The following is a 16,000-nucleotide window of genomic DNA, read 5'->3' as shown; positions in this document are numbered from 1 at the left end:
AATTAATACCTTTCTTAGCCTACAACTGACCCCTTTGAATCAGCGCGGGGCAAATGTATAGCTTTTTTTGAAACTGCACAATAGCTCCCTTAATTTTTTACCCTTCAAAATGAAAGCTAAGGGTGAAGGTACGGCTCAATACTTTCTCCAAGACAGTTGATTCTTCCAGTGAAGGATTGAATATCAATGTATTGCCAATGCCATGGCTGAATTTTATCTCTGGAGAGAAAATAAAGTAAGGGAAAAAGAATTGCACGCCAGCACCGTATTCCAAAGCAAAATCGTGGGGAGAAATCTTTACGAGACTTTCCGCTTGCCGGGCACGCGAATCGCTGGCTACGTCAAAGCTGTATTTTACACCGGTCAGGACAAAGAGTCTTTTGTCTTTATATGGAGCAGATTTGTAGCGGAAGTGGAAAGGCATCTCTACAAAAACGGACTCTACCCTCCGCTGATTAGGGAGGGCACCGCGCCGTGTTTGATCATAAACGAGTTGGCGTTCTCCAAAAGAGAGGGTAGGGAGGAAGCGGAAGTCAAAATAATCTCCAATCTTGAGGTTAGTGACAATACCTAGGTTGAAGCCAGGCCCGCGGAGTGCTTGCACTGCCTGGATACTGTCGGAATACAGAAATTCTTCTGAACGAAAGGGGGTGAAACTACTGTTGTTTATCCCTAGCGTGATTCCGAAATAATAAGGCTTCTGTTGAAACTCGAAAAAGTTATAGTTTCCTTTACCGCCAATTTGTGCCCGAACAGCCATGCTGCTCATCAAGAGCAAACAAATCAGCGTTATTTTATACCCGTGTAAAGCGACGAAATGCCGAAGGTTAGCGACCTGCATTGGTTTGATTTAAAGCCTATTTGAGATAATTGTTCTAAAAAAGCCTCCTGGTTGAGGAATGCCTGTACCGATTCGTAAAGATACTGGTAAGCTTTTTTGTCTTTGGAGATAACGCGCCCGATGCTCGGAAGTATATACTTGAAGTATAAATTAAAGAGCTGTTTGATGGGAAATGCTTGTGGATGACTAAATTCCAGCACCACCAATTTTCCCCCTGGCCGAATCACCCGGTGGATTTCTTTTAATCCTACCTCCAAGTGCTCAAAATTACGAACACCAAAGGCAACGGTAACGGCATCAAAAGTATTGTCTTCAAAAGGTAAATCTTCTGAATCTCCTTCGATCAGCGTGATTTGATCATCCCAGCCTTTTTTACTTACTTTCTCTCGGCCAAAAGCCAACATTTCTGAACTGATATCCAGACCGGTAATATGCGTTACTCCTGGCATTTGCTTACGAATCTCCAAGGCTACATCTGCCGTGCCAGTAGCTACATCCAGAATTTTTTTATGTTCCTGGGGGTTGAGTTGGGCTATGGCTCGCTTGCGCCAGATAACGTCAATACCTAAAGAAGTCATTCGGTTGAGCAGGTCATAGCTGGCAGCTATCCGGTTAAACATGCGGGAAACCTGGCTTTTTTTTGCATCCCCATCACCGTAGGGCGTCACTTGTTCTTTCATGTCCACATTTTGTGCGCGCAAAGATACACGCTCATTTTTCAAACAAAGATGAAGTTCTCCAATAAACTTATCCAAACGCGCTAATAATGTATCCCTTACTAGCACTTGTTGGTCATCATCCAAATCACTCGGATGAGGGTATAAACACTTTACCCAAGGCTTCGTTCATCGCTAATATTTTGTTATCTTTGTCCGCTTCTTGAAACCAAGCCTTGTACGCATATTTTGGCTTGCTGTCTTGAGTAGCTGTTCAGCAAGTATTCATCAAAAATCTTTATACCGCTAGATGCCTTCTAATCAGCGAATTATCCCCGTAAATATTGAGGAACAGATGAAATCTGCCTACATAGATTATTCTATGTCGGTGATTGTTTCTCGTGCCCTGCCAGATGTCAGGGATGGCCTCAAACCTGTACACCGCCGTGTTTTATACGGTATGTCGGATCTTGGACTGGCCTATAATAAATCTCACAAAAAGTCTGCTCGTATTGTCGGGGAGGTACTTGGTAAATATCACCCTCACGGCGACTCTTCAGTTTATGATACCATGGTGAGGATGGCCCAAGATTGGTCATTGAGGTACCCACTGGTCGACGGTCAAGGAAACTTCGGTAGTATGGACGGCGATAGCCCGGCCGCAATGCGTTATACCGAAGCACGTTTGCGCCGAATCAGTGACGAATTGCTAGCAGATATCGGTAAAGATACCGTTGATTTTGCCTACAATTTCGATGATACCCTTCAGGAACCTACCGTTCTACCTGCCAGGATACCTAACCTTCTGATCAATGGCGCTTCCGGGATCGCTGTAGGAATGGCGACTAATATGCTTCCGCATAACCTTACGGAGGTCATTGATGGCGTGGTTGCTACCATCGAAAATCCGGAAATTACCATTGATGAATTGATGAATTTCATCAAAGCACCAGATTTTCCTACTGGAGGGATCATTTTTGATTACCAAGGTATCAAAGATGCTTTCCATACTGGTCGAGGACGAGTAGTGGTGCGTGGTAAGGCAGAAATCATCACGGATGAAAGAGATCGGGAAACCATCATCATCTCTGAAATCCCTTACCAAGTCAATAAAGCTACTCTGGTAACGAAAATTGCCGAATTGGTAGGTGACCGCGTTGATGGTATCAGTGATGTTCGTGACGAGTCGGATCGTGATGGGTTACGTATTGTTATCGAGATCAAGCGGGATGCGATGGCATCGGTCGTACTGAGTAAGCTTTATAAATATACGCCACTACAGACGAGTTACGGTGTTAATAATATCGCTTTGGTGGACGGTCGCCCGATGGTGTTGAACCTGAAGGACATTATCGAGGAGTTTATTAAGTTCCGGATAGAGGTCATCGTTCGGCGTACGAGATACGATCTGAATAAGGCATTGAGCCGGGCTCACATCCTTGTCGGTCTATTGATTGCGCTTGATTACCTTGATGAGGTAATTGCCTTGATCCGTAGATCACCCACCCCTGATGATGCTAAGCAGGGCCTGATCAATGGCGATTTCATTGACGACAAAGAGGCTTTCTGGAAGAAATTCGGAGATCTTGTTCAAGAAGCACAAACTGGCGAATTCATTGTCCTCGAAGGCAATGTGCTTTCGGAGCAGCAAGCCAAAGCTATTTTGGAAATGCGTCTCCAAAAACTGACGGGGCTTGAGCGCGACAAGATCAAGGAGGAATACAATGAGATCAAAGCATTGATCGATCATCTTCGCGCTATCCTTGCCAGTGAAGAGATGCAGCGAGATATCATTAAGGAAGAACTTCGCGAGATCAAAGAACGTTACGGTGATGAACGTCGATCAGAGATTAGCCTCGAAGCAGGTGACATCTCCATTGAAGACCTGATCAAAGATGAAGACGTTGTGGTGACCATCAGTCATTTGGGCTACATCAAGCGTACACCTATGTCTGAGTATCGGATACAAAGCCGAGGCGGTCGAGGCAGCCAGGGCAGCAAAACTCGTGATGCTGACTTTGTAGAGCATATGTTTGGTGCTACCAACCACAACTATCTGATGCTATTTACAGAGCAGGGACGATGTTACTGGATACGTATTTTTGAGATTCCAGAGGCTTCGAAAAATTCCGGTGGGCGCGTGATCCAAAATATTTTGGCCATCCCCAAAGAAGATAGCGTCAAAGCTTATATCATTGTAAAAGATCTCAATGATGAGGAATTTCTGAAAAACCACTACATTATGTTCTGTACCCGGAACGGTGTGGTGAAGAAAACCCTCGTCGAAGCCTATTCTCGACCAAGGGTAGGAGGCATTAATGCCATCACGATCAATGATGGTGATCAATTGTTGGAAGCTCGCCTCACTACGGGAGATAGCCACGTATTTTTAGCTACCCGTTCGGGCAACGCCATTCACTTCGAAGAATCGAAAGTACGGCCAATGGGGCGTACTGCAGCCGGGGTTCGAGGTATCTCACTGGACGATGAAGACGATAAAGTGGTCGGCATGATCTGTATCGATGCTACGGACCAGGAAATCTCGGTAATGGTAATCTCGGAACAGGGAATGGGCAAGCGGTCTGACTTCAATGAATACCGCCTCACCAACCGTGGTGGAAAGGGCGTTCGTACCATGAGTGTCACCAAGAAAACGGGTGCCGTCGTTGCAATCAAAGCCGTCAAGGATGAAAACGACCTGATGATTACCAGTAAATCTGGCGTTGTTATCCGTATGCGGGCAGACGATATCCGTGTCATGGGACGAGCAACTCAAGGGGTAAAAGTGATCCGTCTGGATGCTAAAGACGAAATTGCTGACGTTACTGTAGTGGCTCGCGAAGAAGTTAGCGAGGAAGAAGAATAATATTTCATCCAGGCTCTAAAAAAGTTTTAAGATTTCATTAAGAGCCTTTAAATTGACTACTCCGTCGTAAGGGTGGTTTAAATCACCAAATAATTCAAAATGACTATGAAGAAGCTTATTTTTGGCTGCCTAACATTTCTAGCACTGACCTTCACTGTGCAAGCTCAGGAAGATCCTGCCAAGGCTTTGAAGAAAGCCGGAAATGCCTTGAAATCTTTCGAATTAGACCAAACGGCTAATTTGGATAAACTGCACGAAGCAGTAGATATGATCACCATCGCTGTAGCAGCTAGCGAAACCAATGGTGATGCATCTACCTGGCAATCCCAGGGGGATATTTACAATACCATCGCTAACCAAATTGTTAGCATCCAACAACTTAATATCGGTTCTCTAGATGCACTGCCTAAAGTAGAAACGCCGGCATTGGTAGCTTTTAATGCTTACCAGAAAGCGCTCTCAATGGCTGAGAAAAAATACCAGTCTAAAGATGCCCTTAAAGGTATTCGTGCCGTACAGACCAACTTGAACAACATGGGCATTTACGCCTATGAAGCTGGTGAGTTTACTAACGCTTACAACAACTTTAACGGTGTTTTGACTGCGCACGAGTTGCTTACTCAAAACGGCGAAGAAAGTATGCTGGAGTCAGAGGAAGCAGTTAATGACCAAGTTTACATTACTGGCTTGGCAGCACTGAATGCCAATAAAATTGATGCTGCTGCTCCTCTGTTTATCAAGTTGAAAAATAGCGGCACGGATAAAGCTGCGATCTACGAAGCTTTGTATAAAATCGAAGCAGCCGATGCACTTAATCCTGATTCCAAGTTGTCAGAGCAAGAAAAGACGGCACTTTTGGAAAAAGCATACGTCAATCTGCAAGAAGGTCGTGCGCAGTTTCCCGATGATGTGTCTATTTTATTTGCTGAAATCAACCACTTCCTGCGTATCAACAAACTTGATGTGCTGATTACCAAGTTGGAAAGTGCTTTGGAGAAAGAGCCAGACAACATTTCCCTCTATACGACGATGGGTAACGTTTATGATAACCTTTATCAGCGCGAGGCCAAGGCCGGAAATGATGAAGCAGCAGCTGCTCACTTCGATTCATCTCTGAAGTATTACAAGCAGGCACTGGAAAAAGATCCTGCCTACACGGATGCAACCTACAGCATTGGTGCACTTTACTTCAACAAAGCTGCGAATATGACCCAGGAGTTGTCAACGCTTGCGGATGATTTCTCTAAAGAAGGACAACGCAAATACGATGCGCTCCAGGCGGAAGTAGCAGAAGTGTTTGAGACTGCGCTTCCTTACTTTATCACGGTAGAGAAGCAAAAGCCTTCAGATATCAATACCTTAATCGCCTTGAAAGAAATCTATGCTCGTAAGAGCGATTTCACAATGTCTAACGAGTTCAAAGCTCGCTTGGAAACGGTTCAGGCAGGTGGAGAGTTAGAGTCTTACTTCTTGAATAAATAAGCATCTAAGTACCAACGAAGTGCTTTGAATAAAGAAAGCCAATCTGATCAAATGACCAGATTGGCTTTCTTTGTTTGGGTATTCTCACGAGATGATTTTATTTATTTTAATTTAGAGTGGATTAATAGCTACAGTTTACAATGATCAAAGTAAAGTCAGTTTTGAATTACCCCACTACCATTAGGAATGTTATCGGAAGCCCTGATAATTTATTCAGCTTACTAGCCCTGTTCTTGGTTAGTCTCCTAACGAGCTGTAATCCTCACAAATCCAACGACATGATAGAAGAAGGTGTGAGTTTAGAGCTGGCAAATTTTCGCAAAGAGAAAATTACGGAACTGGCTTACGATCTGGCCTTTAAAATCCCGGCAGCCTTGGAGGATAGTATTCCGGCTAACGTAGCAATCTCTTTTCAATTAGCGGCAATAGATCAGGGTTTACAACTGGATTTTCGTGCGGAGTTGGAGCAAATTCAAAGGGTAGTCGTTAATGGAGAAGAGACCTTCATTCAATTTGAGAAGGGGCACTTAGTGCTTCCCGAAAATGCGCTACAAGTTGGCGAGAACGTAGTAAGCATCGACTTCATCGCTGGTGATCTAAGTTTAAATCGCAAGCAAGCGTTTCTTTACACCTTGTTAGTGCCGGATCGGGCCTCCACCTTATTTCCTTGTTTTGATCAACCTAACCTAAAAGCAAACTTTACCCTTGCGCTGGAGATTCCCGCTGAATGGGAGGCCCTGGGCAATGGGCCTATTTTGGAAACGACATTAGCTGGTGAGCGCAAGACGATCCAGTTTAAAGAAACAGCACCCATAAGCACCTATCTTTTTGCTTTTACAGCGGGAGATTTCCGCGAAGCGAACAAAAAAATGAAAGGGCGTACGATGCGGATGCTCTACCGTGAAAGTGATAGTTTGAAAGTGCAACAAAACCTGGAAAAGGTTTTTGCACTACACCAGGAAGCCATTAGCTGGATGGAGCAGTACACGTCGATACCACTGCCTTTTGAAAAGTTTGATTTTGCCTTGATCCCTGATTTCCAGTATGGCGGGATGGAGCATGTGGGTGCGATTTTTTATCGAGAGTCGAGTTTGTTGCTTGATGAATACGCTACGGAAAATCAGCAGATTGGCAGAGCGTCTCTCATTGCGCATGAAACTGCCCATATGTGGTTCGGTGATCTGGTGACAATGGATTGGTTCTCAGATGTTTGGTTGAAGGAGGTATTCGCTAATTTTATGGCTGCGAAAATTGTTAACCCAGGTTTCCCCGAACTCAACCACGAGCTTAACTTTATGCTACGCCATCAGCCTGCTGCTTACGGTGAAGATCGCTCAGGAGGTAGCCATCCCATACAGCAACCTTTGGAAAACTTGCGGGAAGCGGGCACCCTTTATGGTCGTATCATCTACCAAAAGGCACCAGTGGTCATGCGCCAACTGGAAGAACAACTGGGCGAAGACGGTCTTCGAAATGGTCTGCGTACCTATCTGCACAGCTTTGCTTATGGAAACGCTACTTGGGATGATTTGATTAATATACTAGATGGTCGTACCGATCAGGATTTAAAGAGCTGGAGTGAAGTCTGGGTGAAATCAGCTGGCATGCCCGTGTTTAATGTGCAAACAAAGGAAGCGGAAGGCCAGCAAATAATTTTCGTTGAACAAGAAGGAAGCAAAGGAAAATATTGGTCAGAATCGACCACTTTGGCCTTGTTTTATCAAGATTCGGTAAGCTTATTGCCCATATCGTTGGCTGCAAAGGCACAGGATACCTTGGTATCGTTGTCAGCAAAACCGCTGGCCATACTTCCTCATGCTTCTGCGCTGGCTTATGGCTATTTTCCCTTGACGGAACAATCTCAAGACTATCTTTTGCATCATGTTTCCAAATTAGAAGACCCCTTGTTGCGTGGTGCAGCGTGGATTTGTCTCTATGAGGATGTTCTCCAGCACCGATTACCTGTTGAAGCCTTTTATCAAGCTTTATTGGAAGGCATTGCCCAGGAAGAGGAGGCGCTGAACAGGAATTATTTGCTAGACCTGACGGAGGTGGTTTTTTGGCAGTTTTTTGATGCAAACCAGCGCGAACAATATGGCCCTGCTTTGGAAGAAACATTACGCCAAGCATATACAAGTGCGCTGGAACCATCCGCGCAGCTGGTCTATTTTCGAACCTATTATAACATAGCTTTATCAGCGCAAGCTGTTTCCCAGTTGCAGCAAGTATGGGAAAGTCAGCAAGTGACGGCATCACTTCCCCTTTCGGAAACAGAAGCTATTGATTTAATGGCGGAATTGGCCATACGCCTTCCTGATGATGCCGTGGAAATGGCTAAAACCCAAATAGCACGTACCAAAAACCAGGACCGGATAGATCGACTCCAATTTATTCAACCTGCATGGTCACCGCAAAAAGAGGAAAGGGATAGTTTTTTCGCAAGTTTGACCCTCTTGAAAAATCGTGCTACCGAGCCTTGGGTGGTCGATGCCGTAGGCTATTTAAATCATCCGCTAAGGGCTGAGCTTGCTATTGAGTATTTGCAACCAAGCCTGGCACTGCTGGAGGAAATTCAAGCAACGGGAGATATTTTCTTTCCAAGGCAGTTTATTACGGCTACTTTAGCAGGCCACCAATCAACGGAGGCAGCCGAAATTGTGCGCAAGTTTTTAGCTGATCGCCCTGCTTATCCTCCTCGACTTAGGAATAAGATACTCATGGCCGCAGATTTGCTTTTTCGAAGTCAAAAATGAGGTGAAAACTATTTTACGACCCATTGGTAGTGCCAGCGGCCGGTATTGATGCGGAGCTGGAGGGTGTCGCCTGCCTGCGCGCCGGGGAAAAAGGGATGCACTCCATTGACACGATGTAACTGACCATCCTGGAAAAAGAAAAGAATAAACTGGTTAGCTTGTTGCTTTTCACCACCAATATTACCGAAGCGACTTGAATAACGTGCTTGCTCGGATTCATAGACGATAGGTACATCTTTGGCATTTGTGTCAGGAATACCTAAGCGATTGGTCCAACTAAGGAAAAGTGGGCAAAGCAACATCGACGTAAACAAAATACTACTGCCCCAACGCATTTTCGTAACAACGTCATCGGGAACGAGATTTGAGTAAAAAAAGAGAAGCAGTAGCGTTGTTATCCCAACCAATAAACCGATCAATAGACCTGTTTGCCAAAAGGCATCCACTTGTAGATAATTCATCATGATCGGCAACTCCTGGGTGTAAGCAGCTACCAATCCTAAAATAACAACCCCAATAATTATCCACCTTACTTTATTCATCCTCAGGGGCTTATTCCGTCATTTCAAATTGCAATTTTGCCAAGTTGTTGTACACACCATCTTCCTGAAGAGACAGCTCCTGGTGAGTGCCTTGTTCCACAATTTTTCCGTCGTCAATCACGTAAATTTGATCTACTTCTCTGATGGTACTGAGGCGGTGTGCGATGATAATGCTGGTACGACCTTCCATGAGTCCATCCAAGGCGGCCTGCACCAAACGTTCGCTCTCTGCGTCAAGACTGGAGGTGGCTTCGTCAAGGAGTAAGATGGCCGGATCTTTTAAGATGGCACGCGCAATCGCCACCCTTTGTCTTTGACCACCAGATAATTTCACGCCTCGTTCTCCAACAATGGTATCTAGCCCTTCGGGAAAACCGCTGATAAATTCCCAGGCATTTGCTTTTTTGGCTGCGTCAACAATTTCCGCTTCTTCCGCATCGGGTTTTCCGTAAAGGATATTTTCTCGGATAGTACCACCAAAAAGTAAGACTTCTTGAGGGACGATACCAATATTTCGCCGGTAAGCACTTAAGGGGAGATCTTTAATGTCCGTTCCTCCAATGGTGATCTTTCCATCCACCAATGGGTAGAAGCGTTGTAATAGCGCAACAATAGTAGATTTACCACTGCCACTAGCTCCCACCAGTGCTATCTTTTTGCCTGGTTGGATTTCCAGATCAATCCCTTTAAGAACGTCAATGTCCGGACGGGTCGGGTAGGTGAAATGGACTTGCTCATAACGAATGGCACCATTTAGACGGATATTTTCAGTGGGCACCGTCAAGGGCTCTATTTCGGAATTTTCATCTAGGATATCAAAAATTCGTTCTGTAGCACCGATCGCTGAAACTATTTCAGCATAAAAATTACCCAAGCTGGCAATGGCAGCACCGATGGTGCCTGTGAAAACTACAAAGTGGACAAGGTCGCCTGGATCAAGGGTGCCGGCTTGCACCATAAGTGCGGCACGCCACATGATAAAAAACAGGGCGCCAAACATCACAAAAATGATGAAAGCAGCAAATAGCCCCCTCATTTTCGCTGCTTTGAGCGCAAGGTCTACTGCTCCTTGTAGTTTCTGTGTGTATCGGCCCACTTCAAACCATTCGTTGGTGTAGGCTTTTACGGTTTGAATGGTCTGCATGGTTTCTTCTACCACCACATTGGTCTCCGCAAGTTGATCCTGGCGTGCTTTCATTAGCCGACGGATATAGCGTCCAAAAAACATGGCACCAACCACTACCACGGGGAAAGTAAGAAGCATGGTGAGTGCAAGGCGGGGCATCGTAAAAACAATAATCGCGATACCTCCAAAAAGGATGATGATTTGGCGGATAAACTCAGCTAGTGTTACACTAATAACGTTTTGCACCTGAGTGACATCCGTAGTAATGCGCGAGGTAAGTTCGCCAACGCGACGTTTCTCAAAAAAAGGAATGCTCAGACCAATGAGTTTTCCGTAGATGTCTGTGCGTAAATTGGCCATGCCTTTTTCACTGACAATCGCAAAGAGATTAACTCTCCAAAAGGATAGCAACCCCTGAACGCCTAGCAAAATCATAGCGGCAAGAAAAAGCTGGTTGATATTCATCCCTAAGCCAGAATTGCCAGGAAGACGCTCCGAAATACTGCTTAATCCTTCGGTGGAAGCTCCATTTAAAATATTGAGCATCTCGCCGGGTACCAACATGATCACCAGAAAGATTAAACTTCCCACTACCAATGACAGCATGCCCATGATGAAAGGCCACTTGTATGGCAGTACATACCTGAAAATCCTTAGCCCTTGGTTGAGGCGTTCTTTGTTCAAGCTTTTCTTTTCGGTTGCTTCAGAATTATCTGCCATGCTGTGCCTGTTTCATTTTATACCTCGTATAACATTGTAAAGAGGGTAGGAGTTGCAAATGCAAAAATCACTAATTTTGCCGCACTTATTCAGTGATGGCTATGTTTTTTAATCATCTTACTGTCGTTTTTTATTTATTGCGATAAAAGATTGTGTTACTTTTTTCCGTTACTGTGTCATATAATCCTGAAAAACAATATTCCATCTATGAGATTCTTACTCTCCCTTTGTCTATTGTCTCTATCTATCGCTGTTACCGCTCAAAACCTGGAACTCGGTTTGTGGGGCGGCGGAACGATTTATTCCGGTGATCTTTCTCCACAAGAATTTGGACTTTACACTAAATCGATAGAACCCGGAGGCGGAATTTTCTTACGAATGAATCCTGCTAAGCCAATTTCTTTAGAATTTGGCCTCAATTTGGGTAAGGTGAGCGCACAAGACGGTGTAACCAACGATAACACCAACCGGATGTTGAATTTCCGCAGCAATATAACCGAGTTGGCCTTAAAGGCAGACCTCCATTTGTTTCGCCTTGGCAATCCTAGAGCAACACAGGTTGTTCCTTACATCATGGGAGGAGCCAGTGTATTTCGTTTCAATCCTGAAGCTAACTTCGATGGGAACTGGGTTGAGCTGCAGCCGCTAGCGACCGAAGCCCAGGGAGCACCTGGCTATGATGACCCTTATTCTTTAACCAATTTTGCACTTCTTGCTGGTGGTGGCATCAAGTTTATCATCAAGGAACGATTCACGATTGGACTGGAATTGGGAGGACGAAAGACCTTCACTGATTACCTGGACGATGTGTCAGCGACGAGTGTTAATTACCTCGACGTATTAGAAAACACCGGCTCTCTTGCTGCTCAATTGAGTAACCCCAGTATCAAAGACCCCGAAGTAGAAGATCTGCAATACCGCCGTGGAGGAGAATACAAAGACTGGTACTTTATGGGCGGGATCTCCTTCTCGTTTGCTTTTGGAGAGGGGAGTGGTGTAAACGGAAGAGGAATCGGATGCCCTACTTTCTAAAAAAAAACTTCAATCACTAAGGTCCTTGTAGTCAAGCAAAAGCAGTAGCTACTGAGCAGACCGTTCATTTTTTTTGAGTTGAGTATGCTACATCTATGTAAAGTTAATGTTAACTTTGCCGAGTAACCATACTGCAATGAGAAAAATTTTGGTGCTCTGTACGGGCAATGCTTGTCGGAGTCAAATGGCGGAAGCCTACCTTAGGTATTTTACCAGAGGTAAAGCAGAAATTTTTAGTGCGGGCCTCAAACCCCATCAAGTCCACCCTTTAGCGGTGGAAGTGATGCTCGAAGACAATATCGACATGTCTTTCGCTCAGTCTAAGCATTTGGACGAGTTTTCCGGGCAGCATTTCGATTACCTCATCACGGTGTGCAAGAAAGCCGAAGATTGCCGACCAGCAGACATCACTGCCGATCATCATTTTTTTTACGATATTCCTAACCCTGAGGCAGTAAGCCAGGAAGATCCACTTACCGTTTTTTTGAAAGTACGTGAAGAAGTTAAGCGCAGAATGCTGCGTTTTATTGGGCAACGAGATGAATTTCATGTCTTAGGAGAATCTTCCTTGGAATATTAATCCATGTCAGTATAGAAAAAAGAAAAGGCCCACGCTTCTCAACGTGGGCCTTTTCTGTATCAAACCATCAAAAGTTGGTTTAGAAAATGTAACGCAAACCAACCTGCAACTGCCAGCGTGAGCCAAGGCTAAAGTCGTTGGTGAAGGTACTGCGTAAGTTGGTATCAAAGCTGTAGGTAGGTACGCCATCCGCAACACTTACGCCAATTGGCTGCGTGTTGGTAGGAAATTGACGAACGCCCCATTTGCTGTTGACGAAATTACCAATGTTCAACATGTCAAGGCTTACCTGTATGGTGTTCTGGTTAGGCAAAATGTAATCTTGCAAAACACGTACGTCCCAGCGGCTGTACCAAGGGCTGAGAATATCGTATTTCTCTGCGTAATTGCCGCGATTACCATTGAGGTATTCGTCTTGCTGGATGAAATTCTCCAAAGCACGACGCTGTGCTTCCTGCTCGGCATCATTGCCGGTGAAGTTCATCTGGTTGATCTCCGTTGTAGTAGGGATGTAAATCAGGTCGTTCAAACCAGAGGCATCATTATTGATGTCACCCGAGTAAGTGTAAGAGAAGCGACCACCTTGAGCGTATTCAAAGAAGGCAGCAAGGGTAGTTGCCCAGCTTCCGTACTCAAATTTCTTGTGGGCACTACCCACAAAACGATGACGATTACCGTACAGCGAAGGTGTAAGGCGAGCCTGATTGACATTGCCAATAGCTGGGTTACGCTCGTAAGCATCGCTAGAGATTTCTGCTTCGATAGAGCTGGCATCCTGGGCATCCAGGAAGTTGTAGCCTAAGCTCGTGAACCAGCCATTGTTCCAGTTTTTGCGAATTTGCAAAGAAGCATTGAAAGAATAGCCAATGTCAGTATTAGAGAATACGTAGGCATTGGTCGCACCGCCAAAAACAGTAGCACGGTCGTCGGCTGTGTAAATCTCACGGTCATCTACACCCTCTAGTTTGCCGCTAGGTGGCTTGAGACCGTAATTCCTAACCATCATTGCGTTAAGATCCTTGGTGTAAAGGAAATCTGCTGATAGGGTCCAGCCATTTGATTTGTGGTCAATACCCAAGTTAGATCGCCAAACTTGTGGAAACTGGAAGCTAGGTTCGGTAATGGTGTAGAAGAAAAAGTTGGGGTTCGCCACCTGGTTGCCTAACCAAACAAAAGGAAAACGACCGGTAAATAAACCTGATCCTCCCCGAAGGATGAAATTTTGTTTCCCGGTAACATCGTAATTAAAGCCAACACGCGGAGAAATCAGCGGCGTATTGTCAGGAAGTTGCTTGGAGTCAAAAAGGACTTCATTTCCCTCGGTATCGTAGTAAACAATGCTAGGGTCATAGCAACAATTGCGATCAATGTTCTCCTGGATTTTTTCTTCCGTATCAAAGTACAAGGGCATATCCATACGCACGCCAACCGTCAGTTTAAACTGATCGGTAACGTCGATTTCATCCTGAAGGTAGAAAGCGAACTGACCAACATTGGTCTCTGCCAGTGCCCAGTTGGTGCCATCATAGCCATTGCCTGCTCCATTACCATTCTCAAAAGTCGCCTGCGCTGCTGCTACAGCTGCGTCGAGTGCGCCTGCCTGGATACTGTCTACAAATGCAGCAGGGCTTTGTGCACCTGGTAAAAACGGCCCGAAGGCACCATCATAAGCACCCAGGTTGAAGCTGTTGTCAAATTCGAAACGCTCCAAACTTGCTCCCACGGTAAGGGTATGCTTTTTGAGGAAGATATTCAAGTTGTTGGTCACCTGGTACACGTCCTGATCAAGGTTATTGTTGATCGAGAAAGGCTCGTGTCCGGCTACGATGTAGTTGATACCATCCCGTTGGATTAAAATAGAAGGAAACGGTGTACTAAACGGATCACGAGAATCGCGGAAAGCAGTATAGCCCAATTGTAATTTGTTCGATATTTTATCACTAAACAAAGTACGGTGCTCTACAATGGCAGAGTGGATAACGTTGTTGATGGTGTAACCACTGTTGCGGAACTGCAAAGTAGTTGCATCAGGACCACGACGACCCAACGCGAAAGGGTGAGCAGGCTTTTCCTTGGTAGCATCAAGGAAATTATAAGTAGCTGTCAGCGTTTGGTTTTGTCCAATGTTCCAGTCTAGCTTAAGAATACCCTTGGTGTTATTCTGATTGAAAAGGAAGTTTTCGTAAGGCCCGGTTTCGTAGCCATAACGCTCAAACAAAGCTGCCGAAACGGCGTCCAAATCCGAAGCTTCTACCCGTGAAACTTGCTCTCCGCCCACACCACTACGTGCCGCGATGAAGTTGGAACCAAGATCATCACGGTTTTCGATTTCAGCATTGACGAAAAAGAAAAGCTTGTTCTTGATGATGGGGCCACCCAAGCTGAATCCAGTCTGCAGCTGGCTTAGCTCTGGAACAAAAATATCCTGCCCGGCAACTTTAGAACCCGTCATTTGCTCGTTTCGGGTAAACCCAAAAACGGTACCCTTGAACTGGTTGGTACCACTTTTGGTCACGGCATTTACTGAAGCACCCGTAAAGCCCGCCTGGGTCACATCATAAGGTGCGATATTGACCTGAATTTGATCAATGGCATCCAGCGAAATAGGCTGGGCATCCGTTTGCCCTCCAGGGGTAGCAGCATCCAGACCAAAGGGGTTGTTGAAAATGGAACCATCAAGACTAAAGTTGTTGAATTGGTCATTACGACCGCCAAAACTGTTGCCGTCAGAAGAGGGAGTCAAGCGCGTGTAGTCGGAAGCAGAACGCGTAATGGTTGGTAGGCGTTGTAATTCCGTACTTCCCACTAAAGTGGCTACCCCCGTACGATCACGGTTGACATCAGGGTCAACGGTGCCCGTAACCACGATTTCATCCAGTGCAACCCCGGAAGCTAATTCAAAATCAAGGCGAGCTGTCTGCCCCAATGACAGGAAGATATTACCTTGCTTTTCATCGTTGTAGCCAACGTAAGAAGCTGTAACATCATAAGGGCCACCCACCCGTAAGTTGGGTAGCGTGAAACGGCCATCAGTGTTGGTTGTCGTTCCGTACTGGGTACCGGTAGCGGTATTAATCGCAACGATAGTAGCACCGATTAATGGCTCGCCACCATTGTCGGAAATGCTACCAGTGATGGTCGCCGTAGTAACTTGTGCAAATAATGCACTGGTTCCTACGAACAGTATCACCAGGAGTAATAGTTGTAGACGTAAGACTTTCATAATAGAAGAAAGTTGTGAGTGAAAAGATGTAACAAAAGTAGAGGGCTTCTTTATATTGAGGTAACAATCAGGTAAAATTCGGTTAATATTTAATAAATGGTTTACACTAGATTAACACAGGTGGATGCAATTCAATATGGAATTCAAATTTTCTAAAAACTCCAAAGAGGGAAGCCATA

Annotated in this window: 10 protein-coding genes; 5 read left to right on the top strand and 5 right to left on the bottom strand. The window is 45.2% G+C overall.

Going from position 1 to position 16,000, the window contains the following annotated elements; all coding sequences use genetic code 11:
- Positions 1-97: 97 nt before the first annotated feature.
- Both AB0L18_RS24590 and ubiE read right to left on the bottom strand, forming a co-directional pair.
- A complete protein-coding gene (locus tag AB0L18_RS24590; protein WP_367389977.1) occupies positions 98-841 on the bottom strand; it encodes an outer membrane beta-barrel protein in 744 nt (247 codons plus the stop codon).
- A complete protein-coding gene (gene ubiE / locus AB0L18_RS24585) occupies positions 790-1,521 on the bottom strand; it encodes a bifunctional demethylmenaquinone methyltransferase/2-methoxy-6-polyprenyl-1,4-benzoquinol methylase UbiE (RefSeq protein ID WP_367389976.1) in 732 nt (243 codons plus the stop codon). Before ubiE ends, AB0L18_RS24590 begins: the two co-directional genes overlap by 52 nt.
- A gap of 286 nt (positions 1,522-1,807) precedes the next feature.
- Here ubiE and gyrA point away from each other — a divergent pair, with 286 nt between their 5' ends.
- The 3 genes from gyrA (at position 1,808) to AB0L18_RS24570 (ending at position 8,598) form a co-directional block, all read left to right on the top strand.
- Positions 1,808-4,363 carry a DNA gyrase subunit A gene (gene gyrA, locus AB0L18_RS24580; protein WP_367389975.1) on the top strand — a complete coding sequence of 852 codons (2,556 nt, stop codon included), beginning with the start codon at positions 1,808-1,810 and terminating at the stop codon, positions 4,361-4,363.
- Between the two features lie 105 nt (positions 4,364-4,468).
- The gene (locus AB0L18_RS24575) at positions 4,469-5,845 is read left to right on the top strand and encodes a hypothetical protein (RefSeq protein ID WP_367389974.1); all 1,377 of its coding nucleotides are present in this window, start codon (positions 4,469-4,471) and stop codon (positions 5,843-5,845) included.
- Positions 5,846-6,123: 278 nt separating this feature from the next.
- Complete coding sequence (locus AB0L18_RS24570) at positions 6,124-8,598, top strand: M1 family metallopeptidase (RefSeq protein ID WP_367389973.1); 2,475 nt, start codon at positions 6,124-6,126, stop codon at positions 8,596-8,598.
- A gap of 8 nt (positions 8,599-8,606) precedes the next feature.
- On the opposite strand, the gene AB0L18_RS24565 is transcribed toward AB0L18_RS24570, so the two are convergent.
- Positions 8,607-9,140, bottom strand: coding sequence for a hypothetical protein (locus tag AB0L18_RS24565; RefSeq protein ID WP_367389972.1), 534 nt, complete (start codon positions 9,138-9,140; stop codon positions 8,607-8,609).
- A gap of 10 nt (positions 9,141-9,150) precedes the next feature.
- A complete protein-coding gene (locus AB0L18_RS24560) occupies positions 9,151-10,986 on the bottom strand; it encodes an ABC transporter ATP-binding protein (RefSeq protein ID WP_367389971.1) in 1,836 nt (611 codons plus the stop codon).
- Positions 10,987-11,193: 207 nt separating this feature from the next.
- On the opposite strand from AB0L18_RS24560, the gene AB0L18_RS24555 reads away from it, so the two are divergent.
- Complete coding sequence (locus AB0L18_RS24555; protein ID WP_367389970.1) at positions 11,194-12,018, top strand: DUF6089 family protein; 825 nt, start codon at positions 11,194-11,196, stop codon at positions 12,016-12,018.
- Between the two features lie 136 nt (positions 12,019-12,154).
- Positions 12,155-12,598: an arsenate reductase ArsC gene (locus AB0L18_RS24550; protein ID WP_367389969.1), complete on the top strand. Its 444-nt coding sequence runs from the start codon at positions 12,155-12,157 to the stop codon at positions 12,596-12,598.
- A gap of 79 nt (positions 12,599-12,677) precedes the next feature.
- Here AB0L18_RS24550 and AB0L18_RS24545 read toward each other — a convergent pair whose 3' ends face one another.
- The gene (locus tag AB0L18_RS24545) at positions 12,678-15,821 is read right to left on the bottom strand and encodes a TonB-dependent receptor (RefSeq protein WP_367389968.1); all 3,144 of its coding nucleotides are present in this window, start codon (positions 15,819-15,821) and stop codon (positions 12,678-12,680) included.
- Between the last annotated feature and the right edge of the window lie 179 nt (positions 15,822-16,000).

The sequence above is a fragment of the Lewinella sp. LCG006 genome (genome assembly GCF_040784935.1).
Lineage (GTDB): Bacteria > Bacteroidota > Bacteroidia > Chitinophagales > Saprospiraceae > Lewinella.
This window is presented reverse-complemented; position numbering and strand designations above follow the sequence as displayed.